The following is a 12,962-nucleotide window of genomic DNA, read 5'->3' on the forward strand; positions in this document are numbered from 1 at the left end:
GATGCTGGCCGCATGACTTCTTCGAACGCCGCCCCGCGGAACCCCTCCCCCGGCTCCCCCAGCTCTCTCGGGTTCCCCGACTTCACCCGCCCCGACGCCGGTACGGCCCTGGTCAGCGAGTGGCTGACCGGCACCCCCGAGCGCTCGCGCGCCGCCGCCGACGCGGTGCTCGACCAGTGGCAGGGGCAGAGCGACCTGCCCGAGGCGCTGCTCTCGCTCTCCGCCTTCGTCGCGGCCGACGGGGACAGCGTCCTCTACTACGCCCAGTGGACCAGCGACGACGCCCACCGCGCGTACGTCAAGGTGCACCGGCCCGTCATGATCGACCGCATCGACGCGGAGATCCCGGGCATCGAACGCCCCGGACTCACCCGCTACCGCTACTACCGCAGCATCGTCGCCGACCGTACGCGGCCCTCCGCCGTACTGATCGCCGTGCGCCTTGAGGCGGACAGCGAGCAACTGCGGCGGGAGTGGATCGACTCCATCGCCGCCACGCCCGCCGGGGACGAGCCTGCGGGCCTGGTCGCCGGCCACTTCCACCTCGCCGAGGACGGCCGCGGCATCCTCAACCTCGCCGAGTGGACGGACATCCAGTCGCACATCGACTGGCTCGACTCGACGACCGGGCAGAACTGGCGGAACACCCTGGACCGGCCCGGCATCCACTTCCGCGACTTCAAGCGCTACCACCCCCACCGCAGCCTGAAGGTGGGCTGATCACCTGTGCCACTCGCCCATCCGGGCGCGTACGGAACGGGGCGGAGGGGAGCCGCACGGGGGTCGGCTGTTCTCCGCCGCACGCGAGCGCCGCGGGCGGGCGAGTGGCACGGGGCGGGAAGCCCCGTTCGGTCCGTTCAGTCCGTACGGGCCCGCTGCCGGCGCCGGAAGCCCACCGCGCCGCCGACGGCCGCGAGGGCCGCGATGCCCGCGCCGGCCCCCGCCAGCAGCAGCCCGCCGCCGGGCCCGCCGCCCGCGCCCTCCGCCTGGGTGACGAGGACGTGCCCGGTCTTCTTCACACGGCCGTGGTGGCTGACGACGGTGACGGGGTAGCTGCCGGGCGACAGGTCGTCGCGGATGCGGGCCGGGCCGTAGAAGCGCGGATCGTCGCCGTCGGCGGCCTTGCTGTCGTCGCGCCGCAGCGGTACGGGCGCGTCGAACGCCGCCGAGGTCGCGGTCAGCCGCTCCTCCTCCCCCGCGTCGGGGTCCACGTCGCTCCACAGGACCTTGACCGTGCCGCCCGCCTCGACTCGGAAGCGGCCCGTGGTGGCGGCCTCCGGCCGGCTGGTGCGGTCGAAGAAGGCGGGGCCGTGCCCCTTGCCGACGTAGTCGCTGTCGCCGGGGCGAGCCGCGCGGACCGTGAACCGCCGCACGGCGATGCGCCGCCCGTCGGGCCCGGTCAGTTCGGCGTCGTACGTGCCGTCCGGGACGTCCGGGGGGAGTTGCGGGGCCGCGGTGAACATGCGCGGGTTGTTCCAGTCCAGGCCGCCCGTGTCGTGCCGCAGCACAACCGGCGCGCGGAAGGCTCGGGACCGCACGGTGAAGGAGGTGCCCTTCTCGCCCGGGTAGAGGTCGTCGAAGGAGAGCCCCACACGCTCCCCGGGCCGGGCTCCGGCCCGGTCCGCCGTGACCCTGAACTCGGGGCGCTTGGCGGCGACCGTCCGCACCCGCCCATGGCCGACCACGCGGCCGTCGACCTCGACGCGCACAGGGTGCCGGCCGGCCTTGGCGGTGAGGGAGACGGCCTGATGGGCGGCGTACCGCGGCCGGCCGCCCTCGACGGCGAGCGAGAGCCGCACGGGCCGCGCGAAGACCGGAGAGACGACGGTGACCGCCCGCGCACCCGCACCCCCCGCGACCCCCGTCACGGCGATGTCGACGATCTCCCCCGGCCGCGCTTCGAAGGCCCCGTTGACCTCGACACGCACGGTGTGGTGGGAGGGCTTCGCATACCGGGACGCCGCATGGGCCTCCGCGACCCCGTCGGCGGCACCCCATCCCAGAACCCCCGCACACACCACGACCACCGCCGCCCGCGCCCGCTTCGTCTGGCCCATGCGATCCATCCGACTCACAGCGTCACCCCACTCCTGGAGGAAGAGGCCGATAACCTCCGCCTGGTTCCCACCCCCGACCGAAAGACGACAAAGGCCCCACGCGAGAAAGGGGAGTCAGCAGCAATCGCATCATGTTCCGAAGCGGCCGGAAATCCACCCGCCCTCTTGACCGCCCTGCCATCGGTCGGCCAGCGTCGGCGCGCAACATGGCGCAACTTTCTGGACGCAGGAGGCAGTCATGGCCCTACGTTTCATCGGAATCGACCCGGAGACCGGAGACGGCAACTGCCCTGCCGTATAGGTCGATGAGACAACCGCGGGCGCGCCGGAACTGATCGTCCAGGGCTGGCTGGCCGACGAGGGGACACAGACCGAGTGCGCCAAGAACAGCCCGAAGCCCGACACCGAGGCGGTCATCCGGCTCCCCGCCCGCATGGTGCCGCTGATCAGGAAGGCGTGCGATGCCGCAGAACGTTCCCAGCTTCGCTGAGCTGCTGAAAGGCGCACAGCACTCTGCCGTGCACCTGGAGATGCGCGATGTCTACGACGTCGAGAACGAGCGCGAACCGTTCGCTCGGTGGCGCGCCGGCCACCGCCTGAACGAGGCGGACCGGTCGTCGTGGTGGCGCCCGTGGCTCGACCTGGTCGCGGAGACGGTGGGGCGCGGCGTCGTCATGCGTCGAGCTCGCATCGTGTCCGAACCGGTCTCCGACTACATCAAGTACGAGCACAGCGGCACGTTCACGAACATCGCGGCGGGTGAGCTGGTCCGGTGGCTTCCCCGGGCGAACGCCTCCGACCTCGCCGTGCCCGGCAACGACTTCTGGCTCATCGACCAGCGGGCCGTGCGCTTCAACGTCTTCACCGGCAGCGGAGACGTAGCCGCGCCGCAGTACACCGAGGACCCTCGGGTGGCCAAGCTGTGCGGCGACGCGTTCGAGGCCGTATGGGAGCGGGCCGTCCCGCACGAGGAGTACAAGATCTGACCCGCCGCCGCACAGGACACCTGGCTCGATGAACGTCTCACCGTCGTCCGCCGCCCAAGCGGCCCGCGAAGCCGTCGCGGCCCGCCTGACCGACCTGCGCAAAACCGCAGGACTCAAGGCATACGAAGTAGCGGCCCGGTGCGGCTGGCACAAGTCGAAAGTGTCCCGGCTGGAGAACGCCGTCACGCTGCCCGAGGCCGCCGATATCCGGGCGTACCTGAAGGCGTGCGGCGCACAGGAGCATGAGGCCGAACTCATCGACCGGATCCGCAACGCCGATCAACTGTATGTGGACTGGAAGCGATTGCACGGTACGGGCATACGGCGCATTCACGAGTCGACGGTGCCGCTGTACCAGCGCACGCGTCTGTTCCGGGTCTACTGCTCGAACGTCGTCCCCGGTCTGCTCCAGACGCATGGCTACGCCCAGGCGCTCCTGAGCACGATCAGCGACTTCCAGGGCACGCCCAACGACGCCTCGGAGGCCGCGACGGCCCGGTTGGACCGGTCGCGGGTCATCTACGAGGGCGGCCACCGGTTCGTGCTCCTGGTGGAGGAGGCGGTTCTGCGCTACCGCTTCGGCGACAGGGCCGTCATGGCGGGGCAGCTCGGTTCGCTCCTGGAGGTCATGTCACTGCCGTCTGTGGCCTTCGGTGTCATCCCGTCCACCGCGGCGCGGAGCATGTGGCCACTCGAAACGTTCATGGTCTTCGACGAGGGCCGGGTGCAGGTGGAAACGCTGTCAGCGGAGATCAGCATCACCAGCGAAACGGAGATCGCCGTCTACGCGAAGGCTTTCGCCGCGCTTCAGCGGCTGGCCGTATTCGGGCACGATGCTCGGGCGCTCATCACGGATGCGATCAACATTCTCGGGTGAAACCCCGCAACTTCGTAGAACTTCCTTGAGGCCCGGCTTCCGCCGTCTTTAACGTCCTTCATATGGCAACCGCCGACCGGATCCGGTGTGACCGCCCTCCCTGAACGGGGAGCACAACGCCCCCGGTCACCTGCCGCACCCGGCCCCTCGGAGAGCGACCGAAGCACCGAACATCCCTGCCTTCGCCAGGAGACGCATGTGGAAACCACGGACCTCGCCCGGCTGACCACCTACTTCGATCGCATCGTCCGGCAGTTTCAGCTGCCCGACCGGCCCGCTTCGTTCCTGGTCACGCATCTGCTGCCCGAGCGCCCGGCATTCGTCCGCGCCGTGGCCGGTCTGTCGGACCTGCGTGCCGTGCTCCCCAAGCCGAAGTCGATCAGCCACGCCGCCCGCCGGGAGGTCGAGCGGTCCTTCTCCTGCGACACGCTGTCCCGGAGCCTGTTCGCAGCCCCGGATTCGGCCGTGATGTATCTGGAGACACGAGCGGCGGACACTGACGTGGTACTGCTCGACGTGGGCGGCTACTTCGCCCCCGTGCTCGAAGCCCTCTGCGCCCAGTTCTCCGGCCGAATTCTCGGCGTGGTCGAGGACACCGAGAACGGACACCGCCGGTACGCCGAGATCGACAAACTGCCCTGCCCTGTCGTGTCCGTAGCCCGCTCTCCGCTCAAGGACCCGGAGGACTTTCTCGTCGGCCAATCCGTCGTCTTCTCCACCGAAGCCCTGCTGCGGGGCAGAGGCGACATCCTGCACGGCCGCCCCGCCCTGGTGCTCGGCTTCGGGAAGCTCGGCTCCAGCATCGCCCGCCTCCTGCATGCCAAAGGCGTCCACGTCACCGTGTACGACGTCAGCCCCGTCCGGCGCGCCCAGGCCCTCTCCCAGGGCTTCGGCGTCGCCCGCGACCGGGACCGCGCCCTCACCCGCGCCGGGCTGGTCCTGTGTGCGACGGGCTCCCTGTCGCTGCGCGGCGAGGACTTTTCGCTGCTCCGCAACGGCGCCTACATCGCCACCGTCACCAGCAGCGAAGACGAACTGGAGCTGGACGGGCTACCGTCCGGCTACGCCCGGAGCGCCGCCGGCGACGGCATCACCCGCTACCTCACCACTGGCCACTACTTCTATCTGCTCAACGACGGCAACGCCGTCAACTTCCTGCACGGCGCCAGCGTCGGCCCGTTCATCTTCCTCGTGCAGGCAGAGATACTGGCCGCCCTCCGCATGCTGGTGCGGGGAGACCTCGCTCCGGCCATGCACGACGTGTCGTCCGACGACCGCGCCGCCATCGCCGCGACCTGGCTCGACTACTACAACCGCTGAGGGAGATCCACGGCCGTCACGGCCGACCACATCCGCGCTGTCATCACCGACTACATCCACGCCCACCCCGACGAGAAGACGGCACTCGCACCCGCCCTCGATCTCCTGGCCGGCGGAGCCGACCTCACCAGCCGGAAGGAGTTCCGTGGTCACGCCACAGCCGGGGCCGTGCTGGTCGACGGCGGGCAGGCCCTGTTCATCGAGCACGCCGCTCTCGGCAGGTGGCTGCTGCCCGGCGGCCACCTGGAGGCCGACGACCCCGACCTCATGGGTGGCGCCCTACGGGAGCTGGCGGAGGAGACCGGCATCAGCGCTGGTGTCACCCCGGTCTCCCCCGTCCCGGTGCACATCGATGTGCACTCCATCCCGGCCAACGCCGCCAAGGGCGAGCCCCGCCACCAGCACGTCGACTTCCGCTATCTGTTCCGTGCCACTGCCGGCAGCGACGTGACCTTGCAGGCCGAGGAAGTCAGCGGTTTCGCATGGCGGGGCCTGGACACCATCGGCGATGCACGGCTGAGAAACCGCGTTCGCGCCGCCTTCCGCTGACCCGGCCTTGCCTTGTCATGCCACAGAAAAAGCCTCTGACCTGCAGATATTTCTGCAGGTCAGAGGCTTTCACATGGGATGAGTGGAGATGGCGGGAATCGAACCCGCGTCCAACGGTGCGGAAACAGGGCTTCTCCGAGCGCAGTCCGCTGCGATTTTCTCGGCCCCGGAGATCACGCGGACAAGTCTCCGACGGGCTCAGCCACTGTTTGATTTCCCACTAGGCCCCGTGGCCGGCCCTAGTGGTTTAGTTCCCTAGCTGATGCCAGGATCCGGGTCGGGAACAATCCCCGGGCTGACACTTCGCAGGTCGCTACTTAGGCAGCGAGGGCGAAGGAATCGCGCTTGGTGTTGGCGATTATTTTTTGCGACATATGGTTAACGAGATCATTGCCGCTTCCTCGGCTCGCTTCCCCTGCCTCGACAACCGCTGTCGAAACCGATCATCCCCATGTTGATTTATCAATTTGTGCGTACGCCCCTCGGGTATCCCCCGGGACGCGTCGCCATCATACGTGAACAACGCACGACGGGGCCAGCGTATTCCCGGCCGCCCGGGCCGTGGGAGCGGCCGCGGCGGCTGGCCCGCGGGGTCAGGCCCGCTGGCGTCGGCGCGCCGCGGAGATGGCGCGGTCGGCCTCGCGGCGGTCCTGCTTCTCGCGGAGCGTCTGCCGCTTGTCGTACTCCTTCTTGCCCTTGGCCAGCGCGATCTCGACCTTGGCCCGGCCGTCCTTGAAGTACAGGGACAGCGGTACGAGCGTGTGCCCGGTCTCCTGCGTCTTCTGCTCCAGCTTCGCGATCTCCACCCGGTGCAGCAGCAGCTTGCGCTTGCGGCGCGCGCTGTGATTCGTCCAGGTGCCCTGCGCGTACTCCGGGATGTGCACGTTGTGCAGCCACGCCTCGCCGCCGTCGAGCTGCCCGAAACCGTCGACGAGCGACGCCCGGCCCTGCCGCAGCGACTTCACCTCGGTACCGGTCAGCACCAGGCCGCACTCGTACGTATCCAGGATCAGGTAGTCGTGCCGCGCCTTCTTGTTCTGCGCGATGAGTTTGCGGCCGCTCTTGTCTTTGTCTTTAGCCTTGTCTTTAGCCATAACGCCGCCATTCTCGCATCAGGCCCCGCCCCCGAGGCCACTCAATACCGTGCGGGCCCGCTGCTCGGCGTCGCCGTGGGCGGCCAGGTCCGGGGTGATGCCCGCGCCGTCCACGGCCCGGCCGGCGGGGGTGCTGTAGTGGCCCACGGTCAGCTCGGCGACGGAGCCGTCCGGCAGCTCGCTCGGCTGCTGGACCGAGCCCTTGCCGAAGGTGCGCGAGCCGACGACGACCGCCCGGCCGCGGTCCTGGAGCGCGCCGGCCAGCAGCTCGGCGGCGCTCATCGTGCCGCCGTCCACGAGCACCGCGAGCGGGCGCGTGGTGTCGCCGCCCGGAGGGGCGGACAGGGCGCGCTGCGCGCCGTGCACGTCGTACGTGGCGACGAGCCCGCCGTCGAGGAAGGCGGCGGAGGCGGTGACGGCCTCGGCCACCAGGCCGCCGGAGTTGGCGCGCAGGTCGAGGAGGATGCCGTCGCCCTTCGGGGCCTCGCGCACGGCCCGGCGCACCTGCTCGCCGGTGCCCTTGGTGAAGGAGACGACCTTGATGCGGGTGGTGGCGATGGGGCCGTCGTGCAGCCGGTCCACGGTGACGTTCTCGGTGGCGAGCCGCGCCCGGCGCAGCGTCAGCTCCCAGGCGTGCGCGCCGCGCCGGACGCCCAGCCGTACGGGCGTACCGGCGGCGGCGCCCGTACGGCCCCGCGTACCGTCGCCGCCGTCCGCCCCCCGCAGCCGGGCGACGACCTCGGTGACGGGGCGGCCCTCGATGGCCGTGCCGTCGATGCCGGTGAGCAGGTCGCCGGCGCGCAGCCCGGAGCGCGCGGCGGGGCTGCCCGGCTGCACCCGGTCCACCTCGATCCGCCCGCCCGCGCCCGTACGGACCCAGAGCCCGACGCCCACGTACCGGCCGTCGAGCGTCTGCTGGAGGCCCTCGTACTCGCGGGCGCTGTAGACGGCGGCCCAGCGGTCCCCGCTGCGGCTCACCACGGCGCCGGCCGCGTCCGCGCCCGACTTGCCGTCCGCGGCCGCCTGCGCGGCGGCGTCGGCGAGCTGTTCGCGGTCCACGGGGCGGTCGGCGGGGGCCGGCGGAGCGGCGGTGTTCCGGACGTTCTGCCGGTCGTCGGTCCACGAACCGGCGGCGGCACCCGTCGCCAGCACGCTCGCGAAGACCAATGTCAGCGCGGCCGCTCGGCGGTGGCGGTGGAGCCGGGCGGGCATCGACGGGCCGGACATGCGCGTGAGTCTAGGACACACGAAGGCGCCGTACGGAGACTTGTCCGTACGGCGCCCTGTCGCTATGTCACATCTTGCGGTACTTCCGCGTCACACCTTGAGGTACTTCCGCAGCGCCACGAACGCGGCCACGGCGGGCATCAGCAGGCCGATGGCGATCACCAACGGCAGCTTGGCCAGCACCGCGTCCCAGCCGATGAACTGGATCACGGCGACATGGTCCACAAGGTAGTTGTTGACGAGGAAGTACTGACCGCAGACGAGCAGTACGCACGCGAAGCCCGCGCCGAGCAGCCCCGCGAACGCGGCCTCCATGATGAACGGCATCTGGATGTAGAAGTTGGACGCGCCGACGAGTCTCATGATGCCGGTCTCGCGTCGGCGGCTGAACGCGGAGACGCGGACCGTGTTCACGATCAGCAGCAGTGCCACGACGAGCATCAGTATCATCACGCCGAGCGCCGCGTAGTTCATGATCTTGAGAAGGTTGAAGAGCCCCTCCAGGGTGGACCGTTGGTCCTGGACCGACTGCACACCGGCGCGGTCGGCGAAGGCGCTGGAGATGACCTTGTACTTGGTGGGGTCCTTGAGCTTGATGCGGAAGGACTCCTGCATCTGGTCCGCGGTCACGGACCCGGCGACCGGAGAGCCGCCGAACTGCTCCTTGTAGTGCTTGTACGCCTCGTCCGCCGTCTCGAACTGAACGTTCTCGACGAGGTCCATCTTGCTCAGATCGGACTTGATCTGCTTCTTCTGGTCCTCGGTGGCCGCGCCTTTGACACAGGCGGGGTCCGAGCTCACGTCGTTCTTCCCGCAGAGGAAGATCGAGACGTTGACCTTGTCGTACCAGTAGCCCTTCATCGTGCTGACCTGCTGGCGCATGAGCAGCGACCCGCCGAAGAGGGCGAGCGAGAGAGCGACCGAGACGATCACCGCGAAAGTCATCGTCAGATTTCGGCGGAGACCCACGCCGATCTCCGACAGGACGAACTGGGCGCGCATGGCGTCCTTTCAGTGCTGGTAGCCGTACACGCCGCGCGACTGGTCGCGTACGAGACGGCCCTTCTCTAGTTCGATGACGCGCTTGCGCATCTGGTCGACGATCTGCTGATCGTGAGTGGCCATGATCACTGTGGTCCCGGTCCGGTTGATCCGGTCCAGCAGCTTCATGATGCCCACCGAGGTCTGCGGGTCGAGGTTGCCGGTCGGCTCGTCCGCGATCAGCAGCATCGGGCGGTTGACGAACGCCCGGGCGATCGCGACGCGCTGCTGCTCGCCGCCGGACAGCTCGCCGGGCATGCGGTCCTCCTTGCCGCCGAGGCCGACCAGGTCGAGGACCTGGGGCACGCCCTTGCGGATCTCGCCGCGGGGCTTGCCGATGACCTCCAGTGCGAAGGCGACGTTCTGCCCCACCGTCTTGTTGGGGAGCAGGCGGAAGTCCTGGAAGATGGTGCCCAACTGGCGGCGCATCTGCGGGATCTTCCAGTTGGAGAGCCGGGCGAGGTCCTTGCCCAGCACGTGCACCTGGCCGTGGCTGGCACGCTCCTCGCGCAGCAGCAGCCGCAGGAAAGTGGACTTGCCGGAACCCGAGGAGCCGACCAGGAAGACGAACTCGCCTTTCTCGATCTCAAGCGAGACGTCCCGCAGGGCCGGACTGTTCTGCTTCGGGTAGGACTTGGAGACGTTGTCGAATCGGATCACGAATGCACCACGCGTCGACCTGGATAGGGTTTCGGGACGCTGCGGTTGCGGCTCCCGTCGGTGTGCGTGACCATACGCGAACCACGAGCACGCGCGCAGTCGGCGTCCGTTCTTGGGGCCGTCCTGAACCGACGCCGGGCGTTTGGCCGCGACACCACCGGGGACACCTCCAGACAAAATCCCATCAATATCCCATCAGCCCGGCCCAACGCCCCTCGGTCGCGCCGAACCCGGCGGGAGCTGGCACAGTAGTGGTAGGGGGAACGACTGGGCGACCCCGCTCGTTGGACGTACCGGAGGAGGAAATCGCATGACATGCGACCGACTGGTGTGCGCCAACTGCGCGGCCCCGGTCAGCGAGGGCCGCTGCCCCGTGTGCCGGGCGAGCAGGGAGCGCCTCCAGCACCAGGACGGCGTCTTCGCCGGCCTGACCCCGGCCGCGCTCGTCGCGCTGCTGGTGGCGCTGATAGCCGTAGCGCTGCTGGCGCACGGATTCGCCGCGTAGGACCGCGCAGGACGCCGCGCCCGTCGCCGGGGCCCGCAGACACCGCAGGGGCCCGGGCGCTCGATGAGCGCTCCGGGCCCCTCAGTCATCCCCTGACGGCTCGCGCCCCGGCCTTCCAAACCCCGTGCCTGCCGCGCCGCCGTGGCCGGGCCTCCGGCTCTCCCAGCCCCCGTACGGGCGGGAGAGCTCCGGGTCCAGCCGCGGCACGTTCGCAGCCTTCGGAGGGGTGCTCTGAGGCACCGCCGGGCGGCGTGGCCGCGCTGGTCGTACTGCCCGCCGAGCGCTCTCGGCGGGCCCGGCCCGGGCTGCCGTCGTGGTTCGGGCAGCCGTGCTGCCGTCAGGCGGCGTTGTTGCGGCTGCCGACGAGGCGCGGCATGAGGCGGAAGCCGATGCCGCCGGCGATCATCGTGGCGGCGCCGGTCAGCAGGAAGGTGGTCTGGCCGGCGCCGGTCTCGGCCAGCTCCTCCTTGGCCTTGCCCTGCGCGACGGGCTGGGAGCCCGCGCTGTTCGGGTTGGTGTTGTCGACGCAGTTCGCGCTGTCGACGTCGACCGGGCAGGTGGTGGACTTGCCGTCGCCGGCCTGGCTGCCGTGGTCGCCGCCCTGGCCGCTGTGGTCACCGCCGCCGGGGGTGGTGGTGGGCTGTCCGGAGGGGCCCGTGGTCGGCTGTCCGGTCGGCTGGCCCGTCGGCTGTCCGGTCGGCCGGCCCGTGGGCTGACCCGTCGGCTGGCCGGTGGGCTGCCCGGTCGGCTGGTCCGTGGGGTTCCCGGTGGGCTCGTGCGTGGGCTGGTGCGTGGGCTCCGTGGGGCCGCCCGTCGGGTTCCCGGTGGGGATCTCGGTCGGGTTGTCGGTCGGGGTGGGTGTCGGCTTGTCCGACGGGGTCTCCGACGCACCGGGCTCCGGGCTCTCGTCGAGGCCGAGCCCGGTGTGGACGCCCTCGTCCGTGCCGGCCTGTACGCCGACACCGCCGATGTTCACGTCGATGCCGGCGGCCGAGGCGGCGCCCGCGGCGGTCAGGGACGCGCCGGCGGCGATTACCGCGCCGGCGGCTATCCGTGCAACGCGCAGCCGCGTCTTCTTGGTCATCTGCCTGCTACCCCCAGTAGCTGTTCTCGTATGTGGAGCAGCTATGCACGGGGCCGCGGCGGTATCGGGGTCGCGCTCGCGGGTCCGGTCTCGCCGGCCTGCCCGCTCCCCCCGTCACACGTGCCCCAGTGATACGCATGCCGCGCGTCAGCCTGTCCAGTTTTCAGGACAACGTCAAGGGAGTTACGCGCCAGATGTCCGAAATATCGCAACTTGCCTGGCGCATGGACACAGAGCTGTGACCCCGTCACATCTACTGCTGCATTCCCTCTGCATCTCCGCCGGGCCCGGCGCGTCGCGCCCGGCCCGGCGGACGGAACAGCCCGCCGGGGCCCAACGGGCCTACTTCTCCTGCTGCTTGCGCCAGCGGATGCCGGCCTCCAGGAAGCCGTCGATGTCGCCGTCGAGCACGGAGGAGGGGTTGCCGACCTCGAACTCCGTGCGCAGATCCTTGACCATCTGGTAGGGGTGCAGGACGTACGAACGCATCTGGTTGCCCCAGGAGTTGCCGCCGTCGCCCTTGAGCGCGTTCATCTTCTCCTGCTCCTCCTGGCGGCGGCGCTCAAGGAGCTTGGCCTGGAGGACGTTCATCGCGGTCGCCTTGTTCTGGATCTGCGAGCGCTCGTTCTGGCAGGAGACGACGATGCCGGTCGGGATGTGCGTCAGCCGGACCGCCGAGTCGGTGGTGTTGACGCCCTGGCCGCCGGGGCCGGAGGAGCGGTAGACGTCCACGCGCAGCTCGGACTCGTCGATCTCGATGTGGTCGGTCTGCTCGACCACCGGCAGCACCTCGACGCCCGCGAACGACGTCTGGCGACGGCCCTGGTTGTCGAACGGCGAGATCCGCACCAGGCGGTGCGTGCCCTGCTCGACGGAGAGCGTGCCGTAGGCGTACGGCGACTGGACGGCGAAGGTGGTCGACTTGATGCCGGCCTCCTCCGCGTACGACGTCTCGTAGACCTCGGTCTTGTAGCCGTGCCGCTCGGCCCAGCGCAGATACATGCGCTGGAGCTGCTCGGCGAAGTCGGCGGCGTCGACGCCGCCCGCCTCGGCGCGGATGTTGACGACCGCCTCGCGGGAGTCGTACTCGCCCGAGAGGAGCGTACGGACCTCCATCTCGTCGAGCGCCTTGCGCACGGCGGCCAGCTCCGCCTCCGCCTCGGCCCGCGCGTCCGCGTCGTCCTCGGCCTCGGCGAGCTCGAACAGCACCCCGAGGTCGTCAATACGGCCGCGCAGCGCCTCCGCCTTGCGGAGCTCCGCCTGGAGGTGGGACAGCTTGCTGGTGATCTTCTGCGCCGCCTCCGGGTCGTCCCACAGTGACGGCGCCGCCGCCTGCTCTTCGAGGACGGCGATGTCGGCCCTCATCTTGTCGAGGTCCAGGACGGCCTCGATCGACCCCATGGTCGAGGAGAGGGACTTCAGCTCTTCGGATACATCGACGACTGCCACGCCACCAGCCTAACGGCTATACGGACCGGCGTTGCCGCACGCCCGCACGGCCCTTGGGAGCACCGGCTCGCGGGGGCCGCGGCCTGTGGATAACTCCCCTCGGGACCTCGGCG

The 12,962-nt window shown here is 70.0% G+C and carries 13 protein-coding genes, 1 other RNA gene and 1 pseudogene; 7 read left to right on the plus strand and 8 right to left on the minus strand.

The annotated features are described in order from the left end of the window. Nucleotides 1–12 precede the first annotated feature (12 nt). Nucleotides 13–720, plus strand: coding sequence for a hypothetical protein (locus tag IF55_RS35930; protein WP_051776032.1), 708 nt, complete (start codon nt 13–15; stop codon nt 718–720). Between the two features lie 137 nt (nt 721–857). Here the strand turns inward: IF55_RS35930 and IF55_RS08615 are convergent, their stop codons facing one another. After that, nucleotides 858–2,057, minus strand: coding sequence for a hypothetical protein (locus IF55_RS08615; RefSeq protein WP_051776028.1), 1,200 nt, complete (start codon nt 2,055–2,057; stop codon nt 858–860). A gap of 238 nt (nt 2,058–2,295) precedes the next feature. Here IF55_RS08615 and IF55_RS40470 point away from each other — a divergent pair. From IF55_RS40470 to IF55_RS08635, 5 genes and pseudogenes are all read left to right on the plus strand, one after another. Beyond that, nucleotides 2,296–2,547, plus strand: a pseudogene (locus IF55_RS40470) (hypothetical protein). Then, nucleotides 2,519–3,043, plus strand: coding sequence for a DUF6879 family protein (locus tag IF55_RS08620; protein ID WP_030875010.1), 525 nt, complete (start codon nt 2,519–2,521; stop codon nt 3,041–3,043). Before IF55_RS40470 ends, IF55_RS08620 begins: the two are co-directional and overlap by 29 nt. A gap of 28 nt (nt 3,044–3,071) precedes the next feature. Continuing rightward, nucleotides 3,072–3,920, plus strand: coding sequence for a helix-turn-helix domain-containing protein (locus tag IF55_RS08625; RefSeq protein WP_030875008.1), 849 nt, complete (start codon nt 3,072–3,074; stop codon nt 3,918–3,920). A gap of 198 nt (nt 3,921–4,118) precedes the next feature. Beyond that, nucleotides 4,119–5,240 (plus strand): Rossmann-fold NAD(P)-binding domain-containing protein, encoded by a 1,122-nt coding sequence (locus tag IF55_RS08630; RefSeq protein WP_030875007.1) that lies wholly within the window; start codon nt 4,119–4,121, stop codon nt 5,238–5,240. A gap of 105 nt (nt 5,241–5,345) precedes the next feature. Then, nucleotides 5,346–5,789 (plus strand): NUDIX hydrolase, encoded by a 444-nt coding sequence (locus tag IF55_RS08635; protein ID WP_342668290.1) that lies wholly within the window; start codon nt 5,346–5,348, stop codon nt 5,787–5,789. Nucleotides 5,790–5,869: 80 nt separating this feature from the next. Here the strand turns inward: IF55_RS08635 and ssrA are convergent. The 5 genes from ssrA to ftsE form a co-directional block, all read right to left on the minus strand. After that, nucleotides 5,870–6,240: a transfer-messenger RNA gene (ssrA, locus tag IF55_RS36230) on the minus strand. 142 nt (nt 6,241–6,382) lie between these two features. Next, a complete protein-coding gene (smpB, locus tag IF55_RS08640) occupies nt 6,383–6,883 on the minus strand; it encodes an SsrA-binding protein SmpB (protein WP_030875004.1) in 501 nt (166 codons plus the stop codon). An 18-nt stretch (nt 6,884–6,901) separates the two neighbouring features. Further along, nucleotides 6,902–8,110 (minus strand): S41 family peptidase, encoded by a 1,209-nt coding sequence (locus IF55_RS08645; RefSeq protein WP_030875002.1) that lies wholly within the window; start codon nt 8,108–8,110, stop codon nt 6,902–6,904. Between the two features lie 90 nt (nt 8,111–8,200). Further along, the gene (gene ftsX, locus IF55_RS08650; RefSeq protein WP_030874999.1) at nt 8,201–9,112 is read right to left on the minus strand and encodes a permease-like cell division protein FtsX; all 912 of its coding nucleotides are present in this window, start codon (nt 9,110–9,112) and stop codon (nt 8,201–8,203) included. Nucleotides 9,113–9,121: 9 nt separating this feature from the next. Continuing rightward, nucleotides 9,122–9,811 (minus strand): cell division ATP-binding protein FtsE, encoded by a 690-nt coding sequence (ftsE, locus tag IF55_RS08655; RefSeq protein ID WP_030874997.1) that lies wholly within the window; start codon nt 9,809–9,811, stop codon nt 9,122–9,124. Between the two features lie 310 nt (nt 9,812–10,121). On the opposite strand from ftsE, the gene IF55_RS08660 reads away from it, so the two are divergent. Then, the gene (locus IF55_RS08660) at nt 10,122–10,316 is read left to right on the plus strand and encodes a hypothetical protein (RefSeq protein WP_030874995.1); all 195 of its coding nucleotides are present in this window, start codon (nt 10,122–10,124) and stop codon (nt 10,314–10,316) included. Between the two features lie 337 nt (nt 10,317–10,653). Here IF55_RS08660 and IF55_RS08665 read toward each other — a convergent pair whose 3' ends face one another. Then, on the minus strand, nt 10,654–11,400 hold the full coding sequence (locus tag IF55_RS08665; RefSeq protein WP_030874993.1) for a hypothetical protein: 747 nt from the start codon (nt 11,398–11,400) through the stop codon (nt 10,654–10,656). Between the two features lie 342 nt (nt 11,401–11,742). After that, entirely contained in the window at nt 11,743–12,849 is a 1,107-nt protein-coding gene (gene prfB, locus IF55_RS08670) for a peptide chain release factor 2 (RefSeq protein WP_030874992.1), read from the minus strand. Nucleotides 12,850–12,962: the final 113 nt, after the last annotated feature.

The organism is Streptomyces varsoviensis (assembly GCF_000718635.1).
Lineage (GTDB): Bacteria > Actinomycetota > Actinomycetes > Streptomycetales > Streptomycetaceae > Streptomyces > Streptomyces varsoviensis.

What these genes read in the sequence shown, in the direction of transcription:
- IF55_RS08625 (WP_030875008.1), top strand. Translation starts at nt 3,072, where the DNA reads ATGAACGTCTCACCGTCGTCCGCCGCCCAAGCGGCCCGCGAAGCCGTC.
- IF55_RS35930 (WP_051776032.1), top strand. Translation starts at nt 13, where the DNA reads ATGACTTCTTCGAACGCCGCCCCGCGGAACCCCTCCCCCGGCTCCCCC.
- IF55_RS08665 (WP_030874993.1), bottom strand. Translation starts at nt 11,400, where the DNA reads ATGACCAAGAAGACGCGGCTGCGCGTTGCACGGATAGCCGCCGGCGCG.
- IF55_RS08660 (WP_030874995.1), top strand. Translation starts at nt 10,122, where the DNA reads ATGACATGCGACCGACTGGTGTGCGCCAACTGCGCGGCCCCGGTCAGC.
- IF55_RS08645 (WP_030875002.1), bottom strand. Translation starts at nt 8,110, where the DNA reads ATGTCCGGCCCGTCGATGCCCGCCCGGCTCCACCGCCACCGCCGAGCG.
- ftsX (WP_030874999.1), bottom strand. Translation starts at nt 9,112, where the DNA reads ATGCGCGCCCAGTTCGTCCTGTCGGAGATCGGCGTGGGTCTCCGCCGA.
- IF55_RS08615 (WP_051776028.1), bottom strand. Translation starts at nt 2,057, where the DNA reads ATGGGCCAGACGAAGCGGGCGCGGGCGGCGGTGGTCGTGGTGTGTGCG.
- smpB (WP_030875004.1), bottom strand. Translation starts at nt 6,883, where the DNA reads ATGGCTAAAGACAAGGCTAAAGACAAAGACAAGAGCGGCCGCAAACTC.
- IF55_RS08620 (WP_030875010.1), top strand. Translation starts at nt 2,519, where the DNA reads ATGCCGCAGAACGTTCCCAGCTTCGCTGAGCTGCTGAAAGGCGCACAG.